17 protein-coding genes and 5 pseudogenes are annotated in these 22568 nt (G+C 33.6%); 13 read left to right on the plus strand and 9 right to left on the minus strand.

The annotated features are described in order from the left end of the window. Positions 1-183 precede the first annotated feature (183 nt). The 3 genes and pseudogenes from ACRRVD_RS03045 to ACRRVD_RS04305 all read left to right on the plus strand — a co-directional run bounded on the left by ACRRVD_RS03045 (position 184) and on the right by ACRRVD_RS04305 (position 1039). The gene (locus tag ACRRVD_RS03045) at positions 184-537 is read left to right on the plus strand and encodes an Rpn family recombination-promoting nuclease/putative transposase (RefSeq protein ID WP_432461674.1); all 354 of its coding nucleotides are present in this window, start codon (positions 184-186) and stop codon (positions 535-537) included. A gap of 22 nt (positions 538-559) precedes the next feature. Next, positions 560-793 (plus strand): annotated as a pseudogene (locus tag ACRRVD_RS04300) (PD-(D/E)XK nuclease family transposase); the annotation flags it as partial. 21 nt (positions 794-814) lie between these two features. Next, positions 815-1039 (plus strand): Rpn/YhgA-type helix-turn-helix domain-containing protein, encoded by a 225-nt coding sequence (locus ACRRVD_RS04305; RefSeq protein WP_490036322.1) that lies wholly within the window; start codon positions 815-817, stop codon positions 1037-1039. Positions 1040-1502: 463 nt separating this feature from the next. Here the strand turns inward: ACRRVD_RS04305 and ACRRVD_RS03055 are convergent, their stop codons facing one another. Continuing rightward, positions 1503-2507, minus strand: a complete 1005-nt coding sequence (locus ACRRVD_RS03055; RefSeq protein WP_432461675.1) for an IS110 family RNA-guided transposase — start codon at positions 2505-2507, stop codon at positions 1503-1505. Between the two features lie 186 nt (positions 2508-2693). Here ACRRVD_RS03055 and ACRRVD_RS03060 point away from each other — a divergent pair, with 186 nt between their 5' ends. The 6 genes and pseudogenes from ACRRVD_RS03060 (at position 2694) to cmdF (ending at position 10531) form a co-directional block, all read left to right on the plus strand. Then, positions 2694-3728: a class I SAM-dependent methyltransferase gene (locus ACRRVD_RS03060; protein WP_432461676.1), complete on the plus strand. Its 1035-nt coding sequence runs from the start codon at positions 2694-2696 to the stop codon at positions 3726-3728. A gap of 127 nt (positions 3729-3855) precedes the next feature. Next, positions 3856-4710: pseudogene (locus ACRRVD_RS03065) on the plus strand (asparagine synthetase B family protein). Positions 4711-4896: 186 nt separating this feature from the next. Continuing rightward, positions 4897-5049 (plus strand): hypothetical protein, encoded by a 153-nt coding sequence (locus tag ACRRVD_RS03070; RefSeq protein WP_432461677.1) that lies wholly within the window; start codon positions 4897-4899, stop codon positions 5047-5049. Between the two features lie 1417 nt (positions 5050-6466). Continuing rightward, positions 6467-7339, plus strand: a complete 873-nt coding sequence (locus ACRRVD_RS03075; protein WP_432461678.1) for an ATP-grasp domain-containing protein — start codon at positions 6467-6469, stop codon at positions 7337-7339. 10 nt (positions 7340-7349) lie between these two features. Further along, a complete protein-coding gene (locus ACRRVD_RS03080) occupies positions 7350-8672 on the plus strand; it encodes an MATE family efflux transporter (protein ID WP_432461679.1) in 1323 nt (440 codons plus the stop codon). A 269-nt stretch (positions 8673-8941) separates the two neighbouring features. Further along, positions 8942-10531, plus strand: coding sequence for a tyrosine 2,3-aminomutase (gene cmdF / locus ACRRVD_RS03085; protein WP_432461680.1), 1590 nt, complete (start codon positions 8942-8944; stop codon positions 10529-10531). A 389-nt stretch (positions 10532-10920) separates the two neighbouring features. On the opposite strand, the gene ACRRVD_RS03090 is transcribed toward cmdF, so the two are convergent. Beyond that, entirely contained in the window at positions 10921-11088 is a 168-nt protein-coding gene (locus ACRRVD_RS03090) for an Rpn/YhgA-type helix-turn-helix domain-containing protein (protein ID WP_432461681.1), read from the minus strand. An 18-nt stretch (positions 11089-11106) separates the two neighbouring features. On the opposite strand from ACRRVD_RS03090, the pseudogene ACRRVD_RS03095 reads away from it, so the two are divergent. From ACRRVD_RS03095 to ACRRVD_RS03110, 4 genes and pseudogenes are all read left to right on the plus strand, one after another. Then, positions 11107-11543: pseudogene (locus ACRRVD_RS03095) on the plus strand (Tn3 family transposase); the annotation flags it as partial. Between the two features lie 283 nt (positions 11544-11826). Further along, positions 11827-14061: pseudogene (locus ACRRVD_RS03100) on the plus strand (Tn3 family transposase); the annotation flags it as partial. Between the two features lie 356 nt (positions 14062-14417). Next, positions 14418-14957, plus strand: a pseudogene (locus ACRRVD_RS03105) (Rpn family recombination-promoting nuclease/putative transposase); the annotation flags it as partial. A 60-nt stretch (positions 14958-15017) separates the two neighbouring features. Continuing rightward, positions 15018-16106, plus strand: a complete 1089-nt coding sequence (locus ACRRVD_RS03110) for an IS481 family transposase (RefSeq protein ID WP_432461682.1) — start codon at positions 15018-15020, stop codon at positions 16104-16106. A gap of 33 nt (positions 16107-16139) precedes the next feature. Here ACRRVD_RS03110 and ACRRVD_RS03115 read toward each other — a convergent pair whose 3' ends face one another. The 7 genes from ACRRVD_RS03115 to ACRRVD_RS03145 all read right to left on the minus strand — a co-directional run bounded on the left by ACRRVD_RS03115 (position 16140) and on the right by ACRRVD_RS03145 (position 22554). Next, positions 16140-16904 carry a hypothetical protein gene (locus tag ACRRVD_RS03115; protein WP_432461683.1) on the minus strand — a complete coding sequence of 255 codons (765 nt, stop codon included), beginning with the start codon at positions 16902-16904 and terminating at the stop codon, positions 16140-16142. Continuing rightward, positions 16891-17553: a VirB8/TrbF family protein gene (locus ACRRVD_RS03120; protein WP_432461684.1), complete on the minus strand. Its 663-nt coding sequence runs from the start codon at positions 17551-17553 to the stop codon at positions 16891-16893. Before ACRRVD_RS03120 ends, ACRRVD_RS03115 begins: the two co-directional genes overlap by 14 nt. Positions 17554-17596: 43 nt before the next feature. Then, positions 17597-18496: an ankyrin repeat domain-containing protein gene (locus ACRRVD_RS03125; RefSeq protein WP_432461685.1), complete on the minus strand. Its 900-nt coding sequence runs from the start codon at positions 18494-18496 to the stop codon at positions 17597-17599. Positions 18497-18509: 13 nt separating this feature from the next. After that, the gene (locus ACRRVD_RS03130; RefSeq protein ID WP_432461686.1) at positions 18510-18872 is read right to left on the minus strand and encodes an ankyrin repeat domain-containing protein; all 363 of its coding nucleotides are present in this window, start codon (positions 18870-18872) and stop codon (positions 18510-18512) included. A gap of 92 nt (positions 18873-18964) precedes the next feature. Continuing rightward, complete coding sequence (locus tag ACRRVD_RS03135) at positions 18965-19807, minus strand: hypothetical protein (RefSeq protein ID WP_432461687.1); 843 nt, start codon at positions 19805-19807, stop codon at positions 18965-18967. After that, positions 19800-22253 carry a VirB4 family type IV secretion system protein gene (locus ACRRVD_RS03140; protein WP_432461688.1) on the minus strand — a complete coding sequence of 818 codons (2454 nt, stop codon included), beginning with the start codon at positions 22251-22253 and terminating at the stop codon, positions 19800-19802. Before ACRRVD_RS03140 ends, ACRRVD_RS03135 begins: the two co-directional genes overlap by 8 nt. Then, positions 22213-22554, minus strand: a complete 342-nt coding sequence (locus ACRRVD_RS03145) for a hypothetical protein (protein ID WP_432461689.1) — start codon at positions 22552-22554, stop codon at positions 22213-22215. The genes ACRRVD_RS03140 and ACRRVD_RS03145 overlap by 41 nt, the downstream gene beginning before the upstream one ends. Positions 22555-22568 lie beyond the last annotated feature (14 nt).

The raw sequence follows: 22568 nt of genomic DNA on the forward strand, positions 1-22568 counted from the left end.
TTCTTTTTTAGAAGTATAGACATACTATAATCCTAAAAGTTATTATATTGAAGGACATGATTGATAGCTCTTCTATATCCCTATGGTAACTTCAAAGTTTTTAAGTCCCAAGAACGACGTAGCCTTTCGTAAGATATTTGGTAGCGAAAAACATAAAGATATTCTTATCCACTTATCAATGATGTGCTAAATTTAAAGGCCTCAGATAAGGTAGAAAAAGTTACATTCTTATCCACGATTCAGGATCCAGATATTGCATATAAGAAAGAAAGTGTAGTAGATGTCTTATGCACAGACCAGTATGGGAAGCAAATAATTGTAGAGATGCAGGTTTCCCCCCAACAAGGTTTTGAAAAAAGAGCGCAGTATTATGCCTCTAAGGCCTATTCCAGGCAACTCAACTCAGGCCAAGAATTAGGAGCTAGATACCAAGATCTTAAAGCAGTTATCTTTATAGCTATTACGGATTATGTTATATTTCCTGATAAAAAAGATTACTTATCTAATCATGTTATTCTAGACGCAAAAAACGTATGAAAGAGATTTAAAAGACTTTTCATTCACTTTTATAGAGTTACCCAAATTTAATATTAGCTGTATAGAAGGACTCTCTACTATTATAGAAAAGTGGTGTTACTTTTTTAAGCATGCTCCTTCTACTAGCGAAGAAGACCTAAAAAAACTAATAGGTTCTGATTTAGTTATCCAACGCGCCTATGAAGCGTTAAATAGATTCAACTGGTCAGAAAAGGAATTGTTTACCTATGAACAAGAGATCAAGCGCATCATGGATAATCAGGCTGTAGAAGATTACATGAAACAAAAATCTAGAGAAGAGGGTAGAGAAGAAGGGAGACAAGAGGGTAGAGAAGAGGGTAGAGAAGAGGGTATCCGAATAGGGGAAGAAAAAGGTAAGCTAAAGGGCGAAAAAGAAAAAGCTCTTTCTATAGCCAAGGCTATGCTTAAAGATGGATTTCAATTAGATAAGGTAATGTTATTTACCGGACTATCTAAGTCTGATATTCAGTATATTATATAGATTTTTATTCTGTCTCATCAAACGGTCCTTTTACGAGACAACTAAATTACCTACCTAAAGTAGCCCATAAACTGTCTCATAAGGGTATTAGGCAAAATCGTCCGTAAATACACTGTAAGACTTGGTATTTCACATTACTAATAATTTTTTATTTTGATTATGATAGTAATATAAAATTTTCTTAATTTAAGTTAAATATTGTCTCAACTTTTTATCACGACTCAAAATAAGAAATTATATAAGTTTTTTAAAACTCATAACTCTTATAAAACATTATAAATCAATAAAAAATTTATAAAATATATTTTCTAGTTCGGAATATCGGCTTACAGTGTATTTACGGACGATTTTGCCTAATACCCTAGTACAAAAAAAGCTTAACGAACTATGTTAAAAAAAAATTTTTTATTTCTAATTTGATTTTATTGAGTCAAACGTGTAGTTGTATCTAGCTAATCGAATTCTAATGGATTGTCTTGAGTTTAGATAGATGTCCATCTACATAAAAACTATTGTCTCTAATTATAGCAAATACTTGTCTAATCAGTTTATTAGCTACAGCAATAAGAGCCACTTTACCAGGTTTCCCTCTTTCTTTTAACCTTTCATAAAAGTATTTACAGGACTTATTAAAGCGTATAGCTGACCAAGAAGCTATATAGAGCAAAGAACGCAATTGTGGGTTCCCATGACGATTAATATGACATTTTTTTCTTACCGATGAGCCTGAATGCTCATAAATAGGTGCCAAACCGACATGTTTAGAGAACTGTTTAGCGCTTTCAAAATGATTACCTCCACCAGTGGAAACGATAAGTTCCATAGTGGTTCTATTGCCAATCCCTTTAATAGAGCTAATGCGTTTATAGAGATCCTGATAAGTTTCCTGTGTAATAGAAAGCATTTGTTGCTCTAATATAACTATTTGTTCTTCCAAATAGGATATAGTTTGTTTGACCATAGTCAAAGATACAGTGTCTGGTTTAGGTAACACACTAAAAGACTCTAGCAAGTTATAACACATTGTCAATTGTTTCTTCAACTGAGCAAAAAGTGTTTTTTGTTGCTTTAAGGCTTGTATACTGGCTAAAGGCATTTTGTAGGGTTTAGGCTCCATCTTTGATCCATACAGAGAAATAAGTTCCGCATCTACCTTGTCAGTTTTCGTTATATGGTTCACTACCTTAGTAAAGTGTTTGATCTGCTTAGGGTTAATAACTGAAACAGATAGGTCAGCTTCTAAAAGCATCTTTACTAATAAACAACCATAGTTGCCAGTCGCCTCTAAAACACAGTGATCTAAGCATTTATCAAGTTTAGACAAAAAGATTGCAATGCCATTTGGATCGTTCTTATACGTAGTCGTAGTATAGCCTTTACCTTTAGGGAAAGCAGCTACAAAACTACTTTTTGCTATATCGATGCCTATGTATTTTATATCATTAGATGTTTTATTAAATTGATTCATCTTGTTAACTAGCGTCGCTTACACGGGCTTTAATGGCCGGCGAACTATTCAGTTTTAAGATGAAAATAGCTGGGGGCTGAACGTTTCGGACGGTATCTAGTACTAATCACGTTGCGGCCTTTTTCCAGCTCTTTAAGTAACATAATCCTATAATACAAACGTACGACTGACGTTAAAAATAAAAAAATGTATACTTATGAAGATGAATTTATTATCAAAGAGATGAATCTCCCTGATAATAAAACAATATCCAGAGAAATGGATTATTACTATCGTGTAATCATTCCCCCTTCTTGTTGTTTGAAAAATTTAAATATAAATGACATTTATAGCAGAAAAGTCCAAAGGCATTTTGAAGGTTTTTCTGAGTACCCACAAAATCTCTTCTTCTTTACTAAAGAAAATCTCTATTTCTTTGGAAGAAAAACCATATCTACACAGCATATGCAAGGCCAGATTAAAGAATTACATTGCACTCAAATTCAGTCACATATGATTGTAGGTGTAGTTTGTGAAGAGCAATTATCTGAGGAGGGGATTCTTATATTTTATCGTCCTATTAGATCAGGAGAAAAACTATATCTATTTGATCAGCTTTTGCATGACCGTAAATGTAATATCGTATATAAATACGTATACCTTTCTTCTACAGAAAAAAAAGAAAGACATTCTTCTAAAGCAGGCTGGAATCTTAATCCATTAAGGGCCAAAAATTTGAGTGCTGGAGAGAAGGTACTTCGAAACTATACCATTCAATTTCTTAGTCAGTTTTCATTGAAAGGAAAGACCATTTATGATCCAGCTTGTTCAACTGGTACATTTTTAGATACGATACAAAAAGCTTATCCAGCATGTTGTGTAATTGGGCAGGACCTCAGCAAACCGATGGTAGAATTTGCTAAAAAATGTATTGATCCGGTCTACCATCTAGATTCCCTTTATGCACCTATTCCAGGTAGATTTTCAGACTTTGTTTTTATTAGATTTCTTAACTCTGAGGTAGTTACCAGAGCAGAAGCAAAAGAATTGTACCTCAGAATTTTACCAAGGTGTAAGATAGGTGGCTATATAATTGTTTTTGGCCATACACCTGTATTATTATCTATTTATGATTTAGAGAATGATGCTGTGAACTTGTTACAAACAACAGCTGTTGACCTAGCCAGTCAATCTATTTTTCAATATTATGTGTTGCAGGTGCAATCTGATTTAGACACTTAGGAACTATAGTACTATAGGTAGCATGGATACTTTTTAGCAAGGACATATAATCGTTTCCTATATTCCTTAACAAGTTTATAGATAATAATTAGCATTTTAAACATTTTACGCATTAAATATTCTAGTGATGTGTGGTATAGTAGGCATCGTGAATCTCAATAGGCATCAACCTGTTCTAGACAGTGTATTAACATCTATGTTAGAAAAAATTATTTTTCGGGGTCCTGATGAACAAAAGGTATTTATTTCTGATGATCAGCAGGTAGGTATAGGTGTTGCAAGGTTATCTTTTCTAGATCTTGAACAAGGTAGTCAGCCTATGGAATCTTTAGATAAAAATGGAGTGATTGCTTACAATGGAGAGGTTTATGATTTTAAAGATCAAAAGCACCATTTAGAAACACTTGGATATAGATTTAGAACTCAAACAGATACTGAATATGGACTCAATGCTTAATTAAAAGACCGAGTGGATAGTTTTAAAACATTTAATGGAGAATTCGCTTTTTCCATTTATGATAAAAGTAATAGATCTGTTGTGTTAGCAAGGGATCGTTTTGGAATTAAACCGCTATATTACACTATTTTCTATGGTAAGCTTATTTTTGCTTCAGAAATGAAAGCCATTTTAGCTTATCCAGGAATAAAAATCCAGCTTAACTTTAGGACTATAGTCGAGCAGCTTATGCGGGCTGATTCCTTAGCTAGAACACTATTTGAAGGAATTCATATAGTACCTCCTGGCCACTTTATCTACATAATCGATGGGAAATATAGCATACAAAAATATTGGGACCTATTGTTACCAACCCTTGAAGAAGAAGACCAGAATATAACCTCCTTCGCCTCCTATAAGCGACGTTTAGATAGTGCATTAACAAATGCTGTAAAAATACGTATAGTATCTGACCAAACAATAGGTTGTTTTTTATCTCAGGCGGGCTTGATTCAAGGCATTATCGCATATGTTAATGCAAAATAATTCCGTCGGACTGTACATACTTTTTCTATACAATTTCAAAAATGCAGTTCTATGATGACGAGTACCATTTATGCCTATTGTAGCCAAGCATATACACATCAGACACCATATACTTCTCTATCTGATAGAGATTTAGTAAGAGGCATTCCCTAAGCATTATACCACTGTGAACTTTAACGACCATTGATGGGGTGGAAATATTTATTGGCTCAGATGGCTTCTAAGTATGTAAAAGGGATCATTGTTGGGAAGGCGCAGATGAAGCTATTCTTGGCTATCCTTGGGTTTAAGCTTATTAAATACTTACAGGGAAATCGCGCATATACAGGTCTATTATAGCGCAAGAAGCTACCAGACAAGGATTGGATCTAACAATAGATGGGCATGATCACATAGAGAATATACAAGCATTTGGGTACTTATCCTATATCGTTGTAGGGAATATAACGCAAATGGAAATTTTGCTTATACAGCTTATTTAAGTAAGGGAATCGATATGCTGATCAAATAAACCCTAGGAAAATTTAATTATGAAGAACCTTGATGCCATCAATGTATGGAGAAGTTTATCAGGCAAACATCAAATATGAATTTATAAAAAAAGAACCTTACCTGTATTACATTTTTCAATTTTTAGGTGGTAAGGTAGAGATGGGCAATTCTTGGAGTCTAGACTTCCTTTTTTGATTCAAGCCATATTGATTTGGTAACTGAAAATCCCTGATAAAGTCACTTACTATGTGGCTTAAATTGAAAAATATATTTTAGAAGGAAGATTCTACAATAAAAAAACTTCCTAAAAGAGGTGATTTGTCGTGTGAAGCAAGGTTATAGTTCAATCTATTTTACAAGGAATTTTATTAGGTAACAAAGCCACCTGTGATTTTTAAAGATTTGCTGAGTAAGAAGGTTATCCGAGTATTAATATATTCTGCCCTACACGCTGTACAACTCATATATTAAGAAGTCTGCTCAACCGTATGGTCTCCATGGATCAATGCTACCTCTATATTGAAAGAGCCATTATTTTTATTTATCTGTACATTTGGATGGCATAAAATATATGTAAGAAAAACAGTGTCACCCTTTTTATGTAATGCCTTGCTTTATAACCTTTAGTAGAGGTAACTAGTCTGGCATATTCCTTTTGGAATATATGATTCTAATTCAATAGGGTTCCAGAAAATGATTTTAAATTACTGAATTATGTTTGATTATAAGCATTTTTAATAAAACTAGAAACTATGTTTGTTTTATTCTATTTATTTTGTTGCGTAGTAATACATTAACTAGTGTAAAAAGAACTCAAAATTTGATGAATCTATGGAATACTTTTTGTCCATCAGAGAATTGTCCATTAAAAATAATTTTGATTTGTTCCTCGTAAAAAATCGCTTAGGTTCTGATAGCTAAGTTATTAATATGAATTTGACAGATTAACAAAAAAAACGGTTTTGACGAAATCATTTTTTATAGAAAATTTTGGATGTTGAACATATCGTTAAAAGCAGTTAAGTCGTGTAAATGTAATAGAAAATGCTAGGGTTAATTGCAAACGATGAATACGCATCTCCAGATTGTTACATTTTCGGTTAGAGACAGTTGGGAATTCCTGGTCCTGGATTAAATGAATTATTGCCAATTTTGTTGTAAATGATACATCGAAACAACGATTGCAGGAAGTAGCGTAGATTATCCTAATTTTTTATTATTTGATTATCAGTGCTATATAAAAAATCCTGCTCACTATGTAAATATGGTTAGAAATAAACTAGGCTTCCCAATTATTGTTAAGCCTACAAATTTAGCAGCATCATTAGAAACAAAAAAAATAAATAATTTAGAAGAGCTATCCACATGGTGTTGTAAGCATGATCCTAAAAAGCTTTTAAAATATTATGGTCGAGCTATTCCTTTTATTTTTGAGACATTCATATCTACCGAAAAATTTGATTTATTTCATTGTGATGCCATCATTAATAACGGACAAGTCATTTTTACCCAAGTTAGTCGTTATGGATATCCTTGTATGGATGTTAGTGCAAATGGTAAAAGTCTTGGCAGTATTTTTATTCCTACTACAATTAGAAAATATAAAACGCTTTATGAACTACCAGAATTAGTAATTACTGCTTTTAATAGATTTGCTCCCATACCCAATGGGGTTATGCATTTAGAAGCCTTCAGAGATCGTTATAATGGACAAATCGTCTTTCTTGAAACACAATTAAGAGCACCTGGAGGGCATATTTGTTCTGCTTATAAATATGCACTAGATATAGACTTAGTGGAAGTTGACTATAGATTGCAAATGAACTTACCCATTTCACTAAATAAGAAAGAGTATTTTTATACTGCATGGATGCATATTCCTACTCAAACAGGTATTATAGACCGACTAATTCTACCAAAGATTAGGAGTAATATACTAAAAATGGATTATAGGATAGTATCCCATCAAAAGACGGAACATCCTTCATCTTTATTCTCTTTATTAATGCATGATCATACTGCATTATTGATTATAATAGGTAGTAAAAAATATGCTGATTTAGTAAAAGATTTTAATTATCTAAAAGAATTCAAACCATTTATATATACAGATAATACTCTTAATTTAAAGCAATAAAGCTTTTCATATGATCCATTTTTTGAAACTATCTATTCCTATCATACTAAGTATAGTGGTTCACTATCTAATGCCCATTACGGACTTACTTATGATTGCTCATTTAGGTATGATTTCCGTAGCTGCTGTTTCTATAAGTATAGATTTATCTATTGTCTTCTCTGTTTTTCCTGCTGGTATTGCTTATGGAATTCAGCCTTCTATAGAAAAATTCAATCACCAAACCATACATGAAAATACGAAATGGTTTTTTAATAGCTTATTTATTAATGTACTTGGATCAATAATTTTTTCTGGCCTTTTATTATATATAATTCATTGGTTACCTTATCTTAAACAAGATACACAAGCAGTAGAGATGGTTCCATACTACATGCCATGGCTGGCTTGCTCTATCTTTCCTACGATGGTCTACAATACTTTTTGTCGCTATTTAGAAGGCATTGGGCATACAAAGCCTATTTTTATAGTAACTATGATCGGATTGATTTCCAATATCATACTGAATTATTTGTTTATATATGTTAACATAGGAAATTTTACAAATAGTCTTATTGGAGCAGGTATAGCGACTTTATGTAGTAAGTTTATTATGGCGATAGGACTTATGCCATATGTATGGAAAAAATTGGAAACTAATTCTAAACATCTATTGATCCTATCCTACTTTGATAGGGAATATATTAAAAAGCTATTAACTTTAGGTATTCCTATTGGAACCCAACTATTTTTAGAATTTTTTTTCTTTTCTTTTACAGGGATTATGGTAGGAAGTATTGGGGTGTTACATAAAGGAGCCAATTCTATATTAGACAATATAATTAGTTTACCTATTGGAATTAGTTGGGGATTTTCTTTATCAGCTTCCACTTTAGTCAAGCAAACGCGTTGTTCTAATCACAAGGGGGAAAAAAAATCTATTTGGATATATTATGGAACTACTGGCATCGTTATGTTGATATTGGCTTTTTTTATAGCCAATTATTCATTTTTCATTTTCACTGTATGTTATAAGGGGAGTGCAACAGACTACAGTATGATTTGCTCCTCTATTCCTTTAGCTATATTGCTTATTTTTGTAGATGGGTTTTATACGATCAGTTTAGGACTTTTAAGGGGATTAAAAGATACTTTTTTTCCATTTTTAATTACTACAATAAGTAATTGGTTAATAGGTATTCCATTGTGTTATTTACTTATCAACGTAATAAACTTTGGTATTCCATCTGTTTGGATAAGCAAGATTTCTGCTTTTTTAATATCAGGCAGTATCCTTTTTGCTCAATTTTTAAAAAAATATTATAGTGGCCCGAAAAAACTGGAGAGCAATTGAGGTAACTTGTTTCTTATTGTACTAGTTTTATTGTTTCATAATCGAGTTTATCAAATGGGAAGAAAAAAGATCAGAGAATTTAGTTCAGTAGAGAAGACTAAAATAGTCTTAGACTTATTGAAAGAAGAATCAACGTTAGTAGAGTTGTCGTCCAAGTAGTGTGTATCTTACACATTTAAAAAATCAATACGCTAAAAGCGGAACAAAACGGAAATAAAGTATATAAGTTTCTGTCCAGTTTTTTCGGGCCACTATACATGCAAAAGAAGATGGTAAAACTAGTCTACTTAAACGGACACAGCGTTAGTATTAATGATATTTATCACATAGCTAGAGGATATAGTAATGCAGTTATAGATGATTCTACTAGACAACGCATCAGGGCATCTAGGGTAATGTTGGATCAAATTGTAGATCGTGAAGCTATATATGGTGTCACTACTGGATATGGTGAAATGGTTTATATGTTAGTAGATAGTTCAAAAGAAACTGAATTACAAACGAATTTGATTAGAAGTCATGCTGCTTGTGTAGGAAATTATTTTTCAAAAGAAGAATCAAAAGCTATATTAGCAGCAAGAATAAATACATTTTGCAGGGGATATTCAGCTGTTCGAGAAGTATTAGTAGATAGAATGATTTTATTTCTAAATGAGGGAATTATACCAGCAATTCCTGAAATCGGCTCTTTAGGGGCTAGTGGGGATTTAGGTCCTCTAGCTCACCTTTCCATAACTCTAATAGGAGAAGGATATGTGTTTGGAGAGAATAATAAAATAATACCAACAAGAGAAATACTCTCTAAACACAAATTAGATCCATTACAACTAAAGTACAAGGAGGGATTAGCTCTAATAAATGGCACCTCTGCTATGACAGGAATTGGAACTCTAATATTGCATGATGCTCAAATTCAGGTAAAGCAAGCAGAAGTGATAACAGCACTTGTTTTAGAGAATCAAAGAGCGTCTGAAGGAGCTTTTCAACCAGAAGGTCATACATTAGGTAGGCCACATCAAGGTCAAATAGATAGTGCATTTAACATATTGAATTTAGTTAAAGGAAGCAAATTGATTGCTCCTCATCACAAATTAAAATCTGATTTACTAAAACTAAAAAACGAAGGTAAATGTAAAACTAAAGTATACCTGCAAAAAGCATATACCTTAAGGTGCGTGCCACAAATGGTTGGATCCATTAAGGATACATTAAATTATACTAGTAATGTCTTAACAATAGAACTTAATTCTTCCAATGACAATCCTCTTTTTTTTGAAGGAAAAGAAGTATTTCATGGTGGTAACTTTCATGGTCAGCCAGTAGCATTTGTTATGGACTTTTTGTCAATTGCACTAACACAACTTGGTGTAATATCAGAAAGAAGAACGAATAGATTGCTGAATATAAATCTAAATAACGGATTACCAGAGTTTCTCACAAAGTTAACTCCAGGTCTAAACTGTGGGTTTGAGGGAGCTCAGTATCCAGCAACTGCATTGGTCGCAGAAAATAGAATTATATGCACGCCATCTAGCATTCAAAGCATTCCTTCTAACGCTGATAATCAGGATGTAGTAAGTATGGGATTAATAGCAGCAAGGAATTGTAGACGTATTATGAAAAACAACAATTATATTCTAGCTATTGAACTTTTATGTGCAGCACAAGCTATTGACATTGCTGGTCACTATGATCAGTTGAGTCCAGTTGGGCAATTAACTTATAAATCTGTTCGGTCACAAGTTCCTACGTTAAATGAAGACAGATATATGAGTGATGATATTAATCGTATATCAAAATTTCTTGAAAAAGGAGAACTATTAAACAACATCTTAGGTACAGGAATTGAGATCAGATAAGAGTACTAGGCAAAATCATGCGTAAATACACGCTAGGCTCATATTCCGAAGCAAAGAATATTTTTATAAAGTTGTTTTTTTCTGATTTCTAGTATTTTATTTCTTTTATAACTTTTACAAAAAATTATATATTTTCTTACTTTAAGTGGTAATAAAAAACTATGAAAACAATTAATGTAACCCAATAAAGTTTTATATTATTATCATAATCAATATAAAATATTATTATTAATGTGAAATAATAGATCTTACAGTGTATTTACGGACCATTTTGCCTAGTACCCTTATTTTGTTTTTTGAGATCGGAATATGATATAGTTTATGGAGTATTTTAGGTGGGTATTTAGGTTGTCTTAAAAAAGGACCATTTTATGATACAAAACGAAAATCTATATAATATACTGAATATCAGAATAATGTAGTCCAGTAATAAGCATTATGTCGTCCATAGAGTAGCCTTTGAACAGCATAGTTTTAGCGATTTCTAGCTTACCTTCTTGTCTCCCTTCTTCTTTAGCTGCTTGTTTCATATAATCTTCTACCGCTTGATTATCCATGATGCGCTTGATCTCTTGTTAGCAAAGTCACTAAGGGAAATTGGTAGAATAGAAAGAACGCTATTCATGCTCGACTGGTTTCGAGATCCAGAATTGCGTAGACGTGTGCAAAAAGGACTCAATAAAGGAGAAGCACGAAACGCCCTTGCTCGTGCAGTCTTTATGCACCGGTTGGGTGAAATCAGAGATAGAAGGATCGAAAATCAGAGTTACCGTGCCAGTGGACTGACCATACTTACAGCTGCAATCACACTATGGAAGACTGTTTATATACAAAAGAGCTGTAGATACTATCAAAAAAACAGGGTATAAAAATCAATGATCAATTTTTATCTCACTTATCTCCATTAGGATGGGAGCATATCAATCTGACAGGAAATTATATTTGGCCAAGAAAAAGCAAAATAATCTCAGGTAAATTCAAAAAACTAAGACCGAATAAAATAGAAGAGTAAGGGTACTAGGCAAAATGGTCCGTAAATACACTGTAAGATCTATTATTTCACATTAATAATAATATTTTATATTGATTATGATAATAATATAAAACTTTATTGGGTTACATTAATTGTTTTCATAGTTTTTTATTACCACTTAAAGTAAGAAAATATATAATTTTTTGTAAAAGTTATAAAAAAAATAAAATACTAGAAATCAGAAAAAAACAATTTTATAAAAATATTCTTTGCTTCAGAATATTAGCCTAGCGTGTATTTGCGCATGATTTTGCCTAGTACCCTGATTCACCAAAATCGTTTACTAAAGATTTCCCGTGAAGGTGGTCAAATGACATCAGCTGACTTAGCAAGGTTCGAGGTTAAGCGACGTTATGCCACTTTAGTTGCGTTAGCCATTGAAGGAACGGCCACGATAACAGATGAAATTATTGACCTGAACGACCGAATCATTAGTAAGTTATTCAATTTAGCCAAGAATAGACATCAACAGCAATTTCAGGATTCCGGAAAATCTATTAATGACAAACTAAGAATATATGCCAAGATTGGACAGGCCCTTATGGAAGCTAAACAGAACGGAGGGGATCCGTTCGCCGCAATAGAAGCTGTCATACCATGGGAAAGATTTATTGTTAGCGTTACGGAAGCACAAAAACTTTCACAACCTGCTGATTTCGATTTCTTGCATCGTATCGGCCAAAATTATGCCACGATTCGACGTTACGCACCAGAATTTTTGTCCGTTCTCAAGCTGCGAGCCACTCCATCAGCTAAAGGTGTGATTGATGCTATAGACCTACTACGTATAATGAACAATAATAATGTCCGTAAGATTCCTATAGATGCTCCCATTGAATTCGTGAAACCTCGCTGGTTTAAACTCGTTTTTAATAAAAATGGAATAGATCGACGTTATTACGAATTATGTGCTTTTTCAGAGCTTAAGAATGCGCTACGTTCTGGTGATATTTGGGTGCAAGGTTCCAGACAGTTCAAGGATTTTGATGCATATCTGGTACCCATGAATCAATTTATGACTCTGAAACTGTCAAATGAACTATCACTGGCTGTAGTAACAGATTGTGAAAAATATCTAAATGACAGACTGTTATTGCTGGAAAAGCAACTTACTAAGTCCAATATTCTAGCCGCATCCAATAATTTACCTGATGCTATTATTACTGATTCAGGTTTAAAGATCACACCTCTTGATTCGACTGTACCCGATAACGCACAGGAACTGATAGACCAAGTATCAGCTCTACTCCCACATGTTAAAATTACAGAATTGTTGATGGAGGTGGATGATTGGACTGGATTTACTAAGCATTTCACTCACCTGAAAAACGGAGATATTGCCAAGGATAAAATCTTGTTGCTGACAGCAATTTTATCAGATGGAATCAATCTTGGATTAACCAAAATGGCCGAATCTTGCCCTGGTACCACCTATTCCAGGTTATCCTGGTTACAGGCTTGGTATATTAGAGATGAAACCTACTCAGCCGCATTGGCCGAGTTAGTTAATGCCCAATTTAACAACAAGTTTGCTGCAAATTGGGGAGATGGAACCACCGCATCATCTGATGGTCAACGATTCAAAGCAGGAGGTAAGGCAGAAAGTACTGGACATATTAATCCCAAATATGGCGTTGAACCAGGTCGTCTGTTCTACACACATATCTCCGACCAATACGCACCTTTTAGTACTAAATTGGTCAATATAGGTGTACGAGATTCTACCTACGTACTTGATGGTTTGCTATATCATGAGTCGGATTTACGTATTCAAGAACATCATACTGACACAGCTGGTTTTACTGATCATGTTTTTGCTTTAATGCACTTGCTTGGATTTCGTTTCGCACCGCGTATACGTGACTTAGGAGATACCAAATTATACATACCAAAAAGTGAAATTAACTATGATGCACTCAGGCCTATGATCGGAGGAACCATCAAAATCAAAAATATCCGAGAAAACTGGGATCAAATCTTACGACTAGCTACTTCTATCAAGAAAGGAACAGTCACAGCATCACTCATGCTTAGAAAACTAGGAAAATACCCACGTCAAAACGGATTGGCTTTAGCATTGAGAGAACTGGGACGCATTGAACGTACGTTGTTCATTCTGGACTGGCTGCAAAACGTATAGTTGAGAAGGAAGGTACAGGTAGCTTTGAATAAAGGAGAGGCGAGAAATTCGTTAGCTAGAACAGTTTTTTTCTATCGACTTGGTGAAATAAGGGATAGAAAATTTGATAATCAACGCTATCGATCAAGTGGACTCAACCTAATCACTGCGGCAATTGTACTTTGGAACACTGTCTATTTGGAAAGGGCTATAGAGAAACTACGTTATAAAGAAAATGAGATAGATGATACACTATATCAATATTTATCTCCACTAGGATGGGAGCATATTAATCTAACAGGTGATTATATTTGGCGTAGCACTGTAAAGGTCGGAAAAGGAAAATTTAGACCAATGAGAACAATACAAAATCCTTAACGTGCTTTATTTTCCGTTTCCTGACGTCACCCCAATAAGGGTATATAAATAGGTTCTATCTAACCAATTCTTGATTTCACCTATATTTTTGGTTTTTCTCAATTATTACAAAAACCATGAATTTATGATATTTTGTTTTTTGAGATCGGAATATGAGATAGTTTATATGCTACTTTAGGTAGGTAATTTAGTTGTCTTAAAAAAGGACCGTTTGATGAGACAAAACAATTGATCAAATATTAAAGCTTATTCATAAACCATATTGTACTAAAAAAGTAAGAGAAAAAAAATCTGTATATTGTAGGGTACAAATAGCTTATATAGCTCTGATTTACGACAAATGGATAAAATATTTTATGGAAAAAATTACTCCTAAGGTAGATTTAGCCTTCAAGAAAATATTTGGGGTAGAAGAAAATAAAGATTTGCTTATTGAGTTGATAAACGCTACGGTCTCTCCAGCAGATCAGGTAGTAGATGTTACGTTATTAAATCCTTATAACCCTAAAAATTTTAGAAGCGACAAACTATCTATTTTAGATATTAAAGCCATAAGTGAAACTGGAAAGAGGTTTAATATAGAGATCCAAATCACAGATGAAGCAGATTATGATAAACGCGCTTTATATTATTGGGCTAAGTTATATACAGATCAATTAAAGGTTTCTCAAGGTTATTCTAAACTGAATAAAGCAATAGGTATTCATATCCTTAACTTTATCTCTATAGCAGATAATAAAAAGTATCATAATGTCTTTCGTATTACAGAACAAGAGAGCGGTATAGCTTATTTTCATGATTTAGAATTGCATACAATAGAGTTAACCAAGTTCAGTAAAGATCCAGATGAGAATCTGACCAGTTTATTGGAAAAAATCAAAACATCATTAGATGTAGTAGTTGAGATTTAATCTGACAATTGTTAAATTGTGTTGATATAAATAGCGACTATTATTATGAACTTACATCAAAAAATAATTAAACCTAAACTAGGTTTATTAGATCTAGCCAAAACGTTGGGTAATATCTCATCAGCGTGTAAAAGCATGGGTTATAGTAGAGATAGCTATTACCGCTTTAAATCCTTGTATGAAACAGGCGGTCAAGAGGCGTTACATGAGATAAGCCGCAGGAAGCCGATCATGGCTAATAGAGTAGATCCTAGTATAGAAAAAGCAGTAGTAGATATGGCGATAGATTATCCAGCCTATGGTCAACTTAGGGTATCCAATGAGTTAAATCAGCAAGGTATACTGGTCTCTCCAGGCGGTGTCAGGTCTATCTGGTTACGTAATGATTTAAATAATATAAAAAAACGTCTTAAAGCATTAGAAGCCAAAATGGCTCAAGATGGTCTTGTTTTAACTGAATCCCAGCTAGCCGCATTAGAAAAACGTAAGAATGAACAAGAAGCATTTGGAGAAATAGATACAGAACACCCTGGTTATTTAGGCTGTCAAGATACTTATTATGTTGGTAACTTTAAAGGGATAGGTAAGGTTTATACCCAGGTATTTATAGATAGCTATTCTCGAGTAGCTAATGCAAAACTCTATACTGATAAAACAGCTTTGACAGCTGCTGATATGTTAAATGATAGAGTACTGCCTTGGTATCAAGAACAAAGCATACCCCTCTTGCGCATTCTAACAGATAGAGGCACTGAGTATAAAGGCAAAATAGAGCATCATGCCTTTGAGTTGTTTTTAAGCATAGAAGGCATAGAACATACTGTTACTAAAGCCTATTCACCGCAAACCAACGGGTTCTGTGAACGGTTTAACAAAACAATGAAACAGGAATTCTTTGATACAGCTATGCGTAAAAAAATCTATACAGACCTGGATGATTTGCAAGAGGATTTAGATAACTGGTTACACTACTATAATCATGAGCGACCCCATTCTGGAAAGTACTGTTACGGAAAAACACCTATACAAACTTGGCAAGATAGCAAAAAACTAGTCTTTGAAAAAAATAATCAAATCTCGTATCTTAAAAGAATACCTGACAAACTAAACTTAACTGACATGAATACATTCTAAATTTTTACTTCCTGTCAGATTAAATCTCAACTACTACATATTGGGCAGTTTAAGACTTAAATCCCTGCGGCCTTTTTTCTCTTCAAAGCGAACGAGGATACCTGATTGCTCTACTTTATGTGTCACAACAAAAATCATAGGTAGCATTTGACCAGGCTCTACTACCACTCTTTTAGGTTTTAGTCTAACTGGAATAGGTGTTTTGTCTTTATGATTTACTAAAAAATATACTTTCCCTAATTTATAAGTGTAAGGAGAATGATTCTGAACCATAAACTTTAAAATAATAGAATCTCCTGTGCTAATAGCATTGACCAAAGTACAACGTACTTTTTGTTTAGACTGATAAAAGCGTTTGATATTGGCAGATAATTCATTTATATAGGCTAGGGCTTCGCTTAAAGTATCGGTTAAAGGTTCGTCTATATCCCATTTTTCGGATGATTCAATTTCTTTAGCCTTATGGGTGGTCAAGTCATACATGGGTTGGATACCTGCATCATAACCAACCGTTCCATAGAATACATCGATCTTTTCATTCTTTTTACCTTCATTCGATAGATAAAATACGGTAATCGTAGTCGTACTGGTTTTAGAATGTTTGGCTTTTACTTCTAAAAATCTACCTTCTTCTTTGGCTACATATTCTTGATGGCCATTCCCAAAAGAAATCTTTTCAATCCTACCGCTTAAGGCTAGTAAGGTAGGATATTGATCGGATACTTTTATATGCACTGCTAAAGCAGGAACATAGATCGTTAACCACAGAAAAAAGACTAAAAATCTATTTCTCTTCATTCTTTAAAAAGGTTAAATCAGTTATCATTAAACCATAGGGATTTTTACGGCATCTAGCCGTTGTTTCCATGGTTAAGGAAATGCCTTGATGGTAACTATGGTTTTTAATTTTTCCTTGGCTAGTAAGAAATTTTAAATCGGTTTTAAAATATACATGGGTTATATATGGATAAGAGGTAGTATCGCTAAATATTTTATCTATATGCACCGTAGTAACACCATTAGACTCTTTGTATACTTGAAACAAACTATCATCAGAAAATATTTTTTTTAAGGTGACTCTAGATGAATTATTCATCACCGTTAAGGCTCTTTCAATATTTTCTTGGTAGTTGTTTTCACTATGGGCAAAGCCATCTTGGATAAACCGAATGGCGAAGTTTTCTAGTTCAAAGGATTCTCTAGATACATTGTTAGGATTTTCTGTTTTTATACCAGAATGGGTCCCTGTATTGGTAACAAAATAGACTAAATCAGTTCTGTTTTGTTTAAATACCAAGTAGCCTAAAAAACAAGACAAACCTCCTAAGGATATCGCAAGAAATATGACTAAAAACCGCAATAGGCTAATGTTCTTTCCATAATGGTAGCTGTTTAACTGCCGAATAGACGAAGGGTTTGATGACTGATTACAGCTATTATCTGACATGGTTTTATTTGTTGGTTTTATTTGTTGGTTTTATTTGTTGGTTTTATTTATCGGTTTTATGGCCACTAATAGCACGATATTTTAGTAAAAATTCAAACACTGCTTCATGATTATTTTTTGATGCTAAATCAAGAGGAGTTTGATTATAAATATTTTTTTTATTGATACTAATGTCTGGATGTTTAAGTAAAGCTCTTACCACTTCTACATGACCACGTGATGCTGCAAAATGAAGTAAAGTTTCTCCATATCTATTTTTTTCATTAACATCAATGCATCCATATTTAAATAACTTTTTTAAAATTTCTACATGGCCTTTATATATTGCATAATGAAAAGGCGTCCGTCCATTTCTATCTTTTTTGTTGAACTGTATTCCTCTAAATTTCTTTAATGCTTTAACAACTTTTATGTGCCCTTTCTGTACTGCGTAATGAAGAGGGGTAAAACCATTTATATTTTTTTGATTCACATAAATATCTGGGTATGAACGTAACAATCTAATAACCTGTTCATGACCATAACATGCTGCAATATGGAGGGGAGTATCACCATAATAATTTGTTTCATTGACATTAATATTTGGGTGTGAACATAGCACTTTAATAATCTCTATATAACCATAACATGCTGCAATATGGAGGGGAGTATCACCATTTCTATTTTTTGTATTGATATCAACGCGTGGATCTGAACCTAGTTTTTTAACTACATGTAGATTACAATATTCTGCTGCAAAATGAAGAGAGGTATTTCCATATAAATCTTCTATAGTAGATATAGAATCAAATTTTATTTTATTTTTATCTGATACTTCTTCACGTTTATTACATTCTATTACATATCTATTTAACTGATCACAAGCAGAATTAAATAGAAAACAAACAGCTATTACTGATACTACACATAAAGATTTCAAATCTGATGTATATTTTTTACCCATAATGAACAGTTATTTATTTTCTTGTTCTATTCGAACCAATACCACCAAGTTCTCGTAACAATTCAACTACTTCTTCATGACCACTTTGGGATGCTATATCAAGCGCGGTTTTTCCAAATGCATTTTTCTTATTAACATTAAGATCTTGATGACAAAGTAGCGCTCTTACTATTTGTAGACTACCTTTTTCTGCTGCCAAATGAAGGGGGCAAGTTCCATATTTATTGCTTGCATTGACATTAACACCTGGATCTAAGAATAACTGGTTAACCGTTACTAAATCACCATTTTGTACAGCAATATGCAAGGGGGTATCACCAAAAGAATTATTTATATTATGAATATTATGTTGATCCTGATATTCAGTTTCCTTCATACAAGTAGAAGCAATCAATAAAATACATACACCTATTCTTGATATTGAATGAATATATTTCATATATAATCTACTTTTCATATTCATAATAGTTACTTATTAAACAAGTTGGTGATTCCTTTTGGTACAACCTTAGCACCAACCATAGCCCCAATCCTAGTACCATAAGACATAAATTGTTTCGTTTGGGATGTGCCCAAAGCAAAAATACTATTCCCTACTGTATTTCCTATATAAAGAGAGGTCAGTGGACCTATCATTCCATAGAGCAAACAAGTGCTGATGGCAGCACCTATACTATTTATTTCCTCAAATTTTAAAGTAACAAGAGAATAATCTAATAAATCAACGGTTACGCCCCACATCAAAAAAGATATCAGCATGTTGAACCAGTAACTTACTACCATGCTAAAATTACCGGGCAATAAGCTAGCAGCAATAGCTAATGGACCTACTTGTAAAGTGAACATAATCGCTTGATGACGGAATATGGTAGTGGTCATACTCATTACTTTAGCGATGTATTTGAACGCATTAGTGGCACATTTTGAAAAACTGTTTTTTATCAACTCACATATATTCAGATTTATGTCTTCTGCAGGAGGATTCGATTGGTTGGAATACTGAACTAATTCTTCCCAATTGAATTGTTTCATGATGCCATGGGTTAACTTGTCTAGGAGATAAAATATATCCAAATAGTATTCCAGCAATAAAAAGGTTACCACTAGGGTTAATAGACTAGTGTAACAGGATTTTGATACCTGTGCACTGTTTAAATGGTTTTGAAAGTAATAAACCATTAAACGTATCAACAAGAAAATTGGCAATAAAGCTTTAGCCAATACAATCATCTTTACAATGGTACTGTTTACCACGGCATTTTGTTCATTTAGGGTAATGGATGAAGAAATAATTCCTATGAAATTAGCCATGACGTTCCTTTTTAGTTTGATAGACCCATTCTACGATACCATCTTTAATGGATCCATGTTGTTTGGTTAAGGCAGCAATCTTATTTCTTTCTGATGGATTAGAGGTAAATAGAGCCTGTTCCCAAATAGAAGGTTCTAATAGCCATACATGGCTATGACTCATTTCTTTAATGAATATTTCTCTAAAGCCTCCTGGTCCATTCTGACGACGTAGACTGGAATATTTTTCCATATCTAATTCATTCATACCTAAAAATTCACCTATTTCTTCTCTACTAGACGCTTTTTCATTGTATAGTAGAATAAAGGTAGCGGCATTATTTTTAATAGCGCTAGCTATTTTAGATGATTTTATTTCCCCAATGTCTTGCGTGATAATACGAATGGAAGTTTTTGTTTTTCTTCCTTTGCGATAGAATGCTTCTATATGTTGGCTAGAGGAGTCATCTAAAGTAGTCCAGCCTTCTTCAATATCTATGAATTTAGTTTTATCTGGATATTTGGCTACCATTTCAAAAGCAAAGTCAAATAAAATCTGTACCACCAATGGATAGAGTTTGCTATTGCCTTTAATGGCCTCTAACTCAAAACAGACCAATCTATGGCCTGATAAATAGTCACACGATAAAGCATTAAAATGCTCTTTATAGATGCCATGGGAAAAAGGCTTTAAAACAATAAAAAATTCTTGAAAAGGGAATAACTGTTCGTTTTTGATATCTGATATATCTTTCCCATTGGTTTTTACCAATTCTTTTAAATAGTCGTAAAATCCTGTTAGCGTAGGGATTACTTTTTGGGGTAAGTCTACATAATAGCTACTAATCCATTCAGATAGTAAGGATTTCTCTACTTCACTCATAGGGTTTTCGTTTAGATTTCCCTTCCACATCTTCCCAATGAGTTGGACTAAAAAGATAATCTTACTGGTATCAGGTAGGTAGTTACCTTCCGTATTGGGTGGAAACAAAAATGGATTTAAGCTTAAAGATTTTTCTGCACTGAGTTCAATATATTTTCCGTCTAAAGCTTGAAATAAATGGCGATAGGTTCCGCCACTGTCTATAACAATAACGATATGTCCTGCCTCAAACCGCTCTTTGATCATCTTCCCATTAAAAAAAGATTTACCAGATCCAGAAGGGCCGAATATAAAGGCATTCTGGTTGTCTAGTGCTGTATTAAATGGATTAAAATAAATGGGTTCTTTGTATCTATTGGCGAGCAAAACGCCTTCTTTATAGCCTGTGAAAGGAGTAGTGCTGTTCATATGGGCAGTGGCTGTAAACAGAGGAATAGGGATACGCCTGTAGGTTTGATTGCCATTTCCTGGCAAAGCGGTACAAAATAAATTAGCGGTATCAATGGTTTCTAAATAACCAGTCATCCCTATTTGCGAAAGGGCTGCTAATACTTGGGAACTATATCCTCTTAGGGTATCTATATCGGTCATACCAAAAGGAATGACCAACATAGATAAATATACTATAGGCTCTTCTCTATCACGGAGGGTTTGTTCAAAGTCAGCCATTTCACTACGGATATGTCTGATGTTTTGTAGGCCACGTTCATCTATTTTAGTAGCCTCACTCCAAGCAAATGCATTAAAGTGTTTTTTTAAGAAGGCTTCAGAGTCAATCATTCGAATGACTCTAGAAATCACATGGGGAAAGTTTAAACTTCTGCCTAGGCCTTCTGTTAAAGGTGCACAAACGCCTCCATCTTGGCCAAACTTATCCAGTACGGTATGGCTTGGTGTAGGGGAACTTTCTTTTAAAGAGATTACTTGGGCTTTTCTAGGGGCCAATAGTACATATTCTTTGTCTTTGACCAAACCACTATACAACGTACCTTCTGGATCTGAAAAGTTTAAGGATAAGCATCTATGAACCAATCGGGAAAAATCTTCAGAAGAAAGCGGGGTTAAAGTTAGATGATTAGAAACGCTTTGGCGAAACTGACCAGCATCTTTTTTAGCTAATTGTAGTCTCTTTTCTAAATGAGAAAATGGATTTTTGCTAAAACTTTTGGTTTCATCTCTAGAATAAAAGGTAGACAATGGACTGTAGTCTTTATACAATCTAGGAAAAGAAAGTATAATATAGGATTCATGACGTAAGATAGCTCTACCTTCTGTATGGGTTAATTGTTTTTGTACAAAAAAGTCAATCTTATCATGTTCTATCTTTGGGTTATTCCATTGGTCTGGATAATAGATATCTACTTGTTGGATGAGGCTATCACAAGGCAATGCTTTCATACTACTGGCTACTATAGTAGTCCAGTCTATATAGTTTTGGGTGGTATACTGTTCTTGAAAGGATAAGTCTGCTTTAAAAGGAACCGATAGGGTACCATCTGCCGAAATGGCTATATCTTCATGAAAATCTACAAAAGGAAGGACTCTATCTAATCCTTCTTTCTTGGCTTTCTTTGAGAAAAGCATTGAGGTTACATTTAATGCTAAAATGGTCTATCTCTGAATAGAGAAAATAATAAGCAAAAATACTTGACAACCAAGTAGGATTACTATGTTTTAACCATGTTTTTACAAATATAGATAGGATTGGGACCGTGCATGCTAATCCAATGGTCCAGAGTCTGTTGTAGTGCAACCAATCTTCACAGTAACAGGAAATAATATAGGTCAGGCAACATAGACCTATGACTACTAAGGCTTCTGTTAAAGAGAAAGGTCCTAAAAATCCTTTTTCTTTTAAATAGGGACTATTGACTAATTTTTGCATAAATACCCATTGAA

It is taken from the genome of Candidatus Cardinium hertigii, assembly GCF_050864915.1.
GTDB lineage: Bacteria > Bacteroidota > Bacteroidia > Cytophagales > Amoebophilaceae > Cardinium > Cardinium hertigii_D.

Coding starts and splice junctions, on each gene's coding strand:
- ACRRVD_RS04305 (WP_490036322.1), top strand. CDS start 815: ATGAAACAAAAATCTAGAGAAGAGGGTAGAGAAGAAGGGAGACAAGAG.
- ACRRVD_RS03055 (WP_432461675.1), bottom strand. CDS start 2,507: ATGAATCAATTTAATAAAACATCTAATGATATAAAATACATAGGCATC.
- ACRRVD_RS03060 (WP_432461676.1), top strand. CDS start 2,694: ATGTATACTTATGAAGATGAATTTATTATCAAAGAGATGAATCTCCCT.
- ACRRVD_RS03070 (WP_432461677.1), top strand. CDS start 4,897: ATGGGGTGGAAATATTTATTGGCTCAGATGGCTTCTAAGTATGTAAAA.
- ACRRVD_RS03075 (WP_432461678.1), top strand. CDS start 6,467: ATGGTTAGAAATAAACTAGGCTTCCCAATTATTGTTAAGCCTACAAAT.
- ACRRVD_RS03080 (WP_432461679.1), top strand. CDS start 7,350: ATGATCCATTTTTTGAAACTATCTATTCCTATCATACTAAGTATAGTG.
- cmdF (WP_432461680.1), top strand. CDS start 8,942: ATGGTAAAACTAGTCTACTTAAACGGACACAGCGTTAGTATTAATGAT.
- ACRRVD_RS03090 (WP_432461681.1), bottom strand. CDS start 11,088: ATGGATAATCAAGCGGTAGAAGATTATATGAAACAAGCAGCTAAAGAA.
- ACRRVD_RS03110 (WP_432461682.1), top strand. CDS start 15,018: ATGAACTTACATCAAAAAATAATTAAACCTAAACTAGGTTTATTAGAT.
- ACRRVD_RS03115 (WP_432461683.1), bottom strand. CDS start 16,904: ATGAAGAGAAATAGATTTTTAGTCTTTTTTCTGTGGTTAACGATCTAT.
- ACRRVD_RS03120 (WP_432461684.1), bottom strand. CDS start 17,553: ATGTCAGATAATAGCTGTAATCAGTCATCAAACCCTTCGTCTATTCGG.
- ACRRVD_RS03125 (WP_432461685.1), bottom strand. CDS start 18,496: ATGGGTAAAAAATATACATCAGATTTGAAATCTTTATGTGTAGTATCA.
- ACRRVD_RS03130 (WP_432461686.1), bottom strand. CDS start 18,872: ATGAAGGAAACTGAATATCAGGATCAACATAATATTCATAATATAAAT.
- ACRRVD_RS03135 (WP_432461687.1), bottom strand. CDS start 19,807: ATGGCTAATTTCATAGGAATTATTTCTTCATCCATTACCCTAAATGAA.
- ACRRVD_RS03140 (WP_432461688.1), bottom strand. CDS start 22,253: ATGCTTTTCTCAAAGAAAGCCAAGAAAGAAGGATTAGATAGAGTCCTT.
- ACRRVD_RS03145 (WP_432461689.1), bottom strand. CDS start 22,554: ATGCAAAAATTAGTCAATAGTCCCTATTTAAAAGAAAAAGGATTTTTA.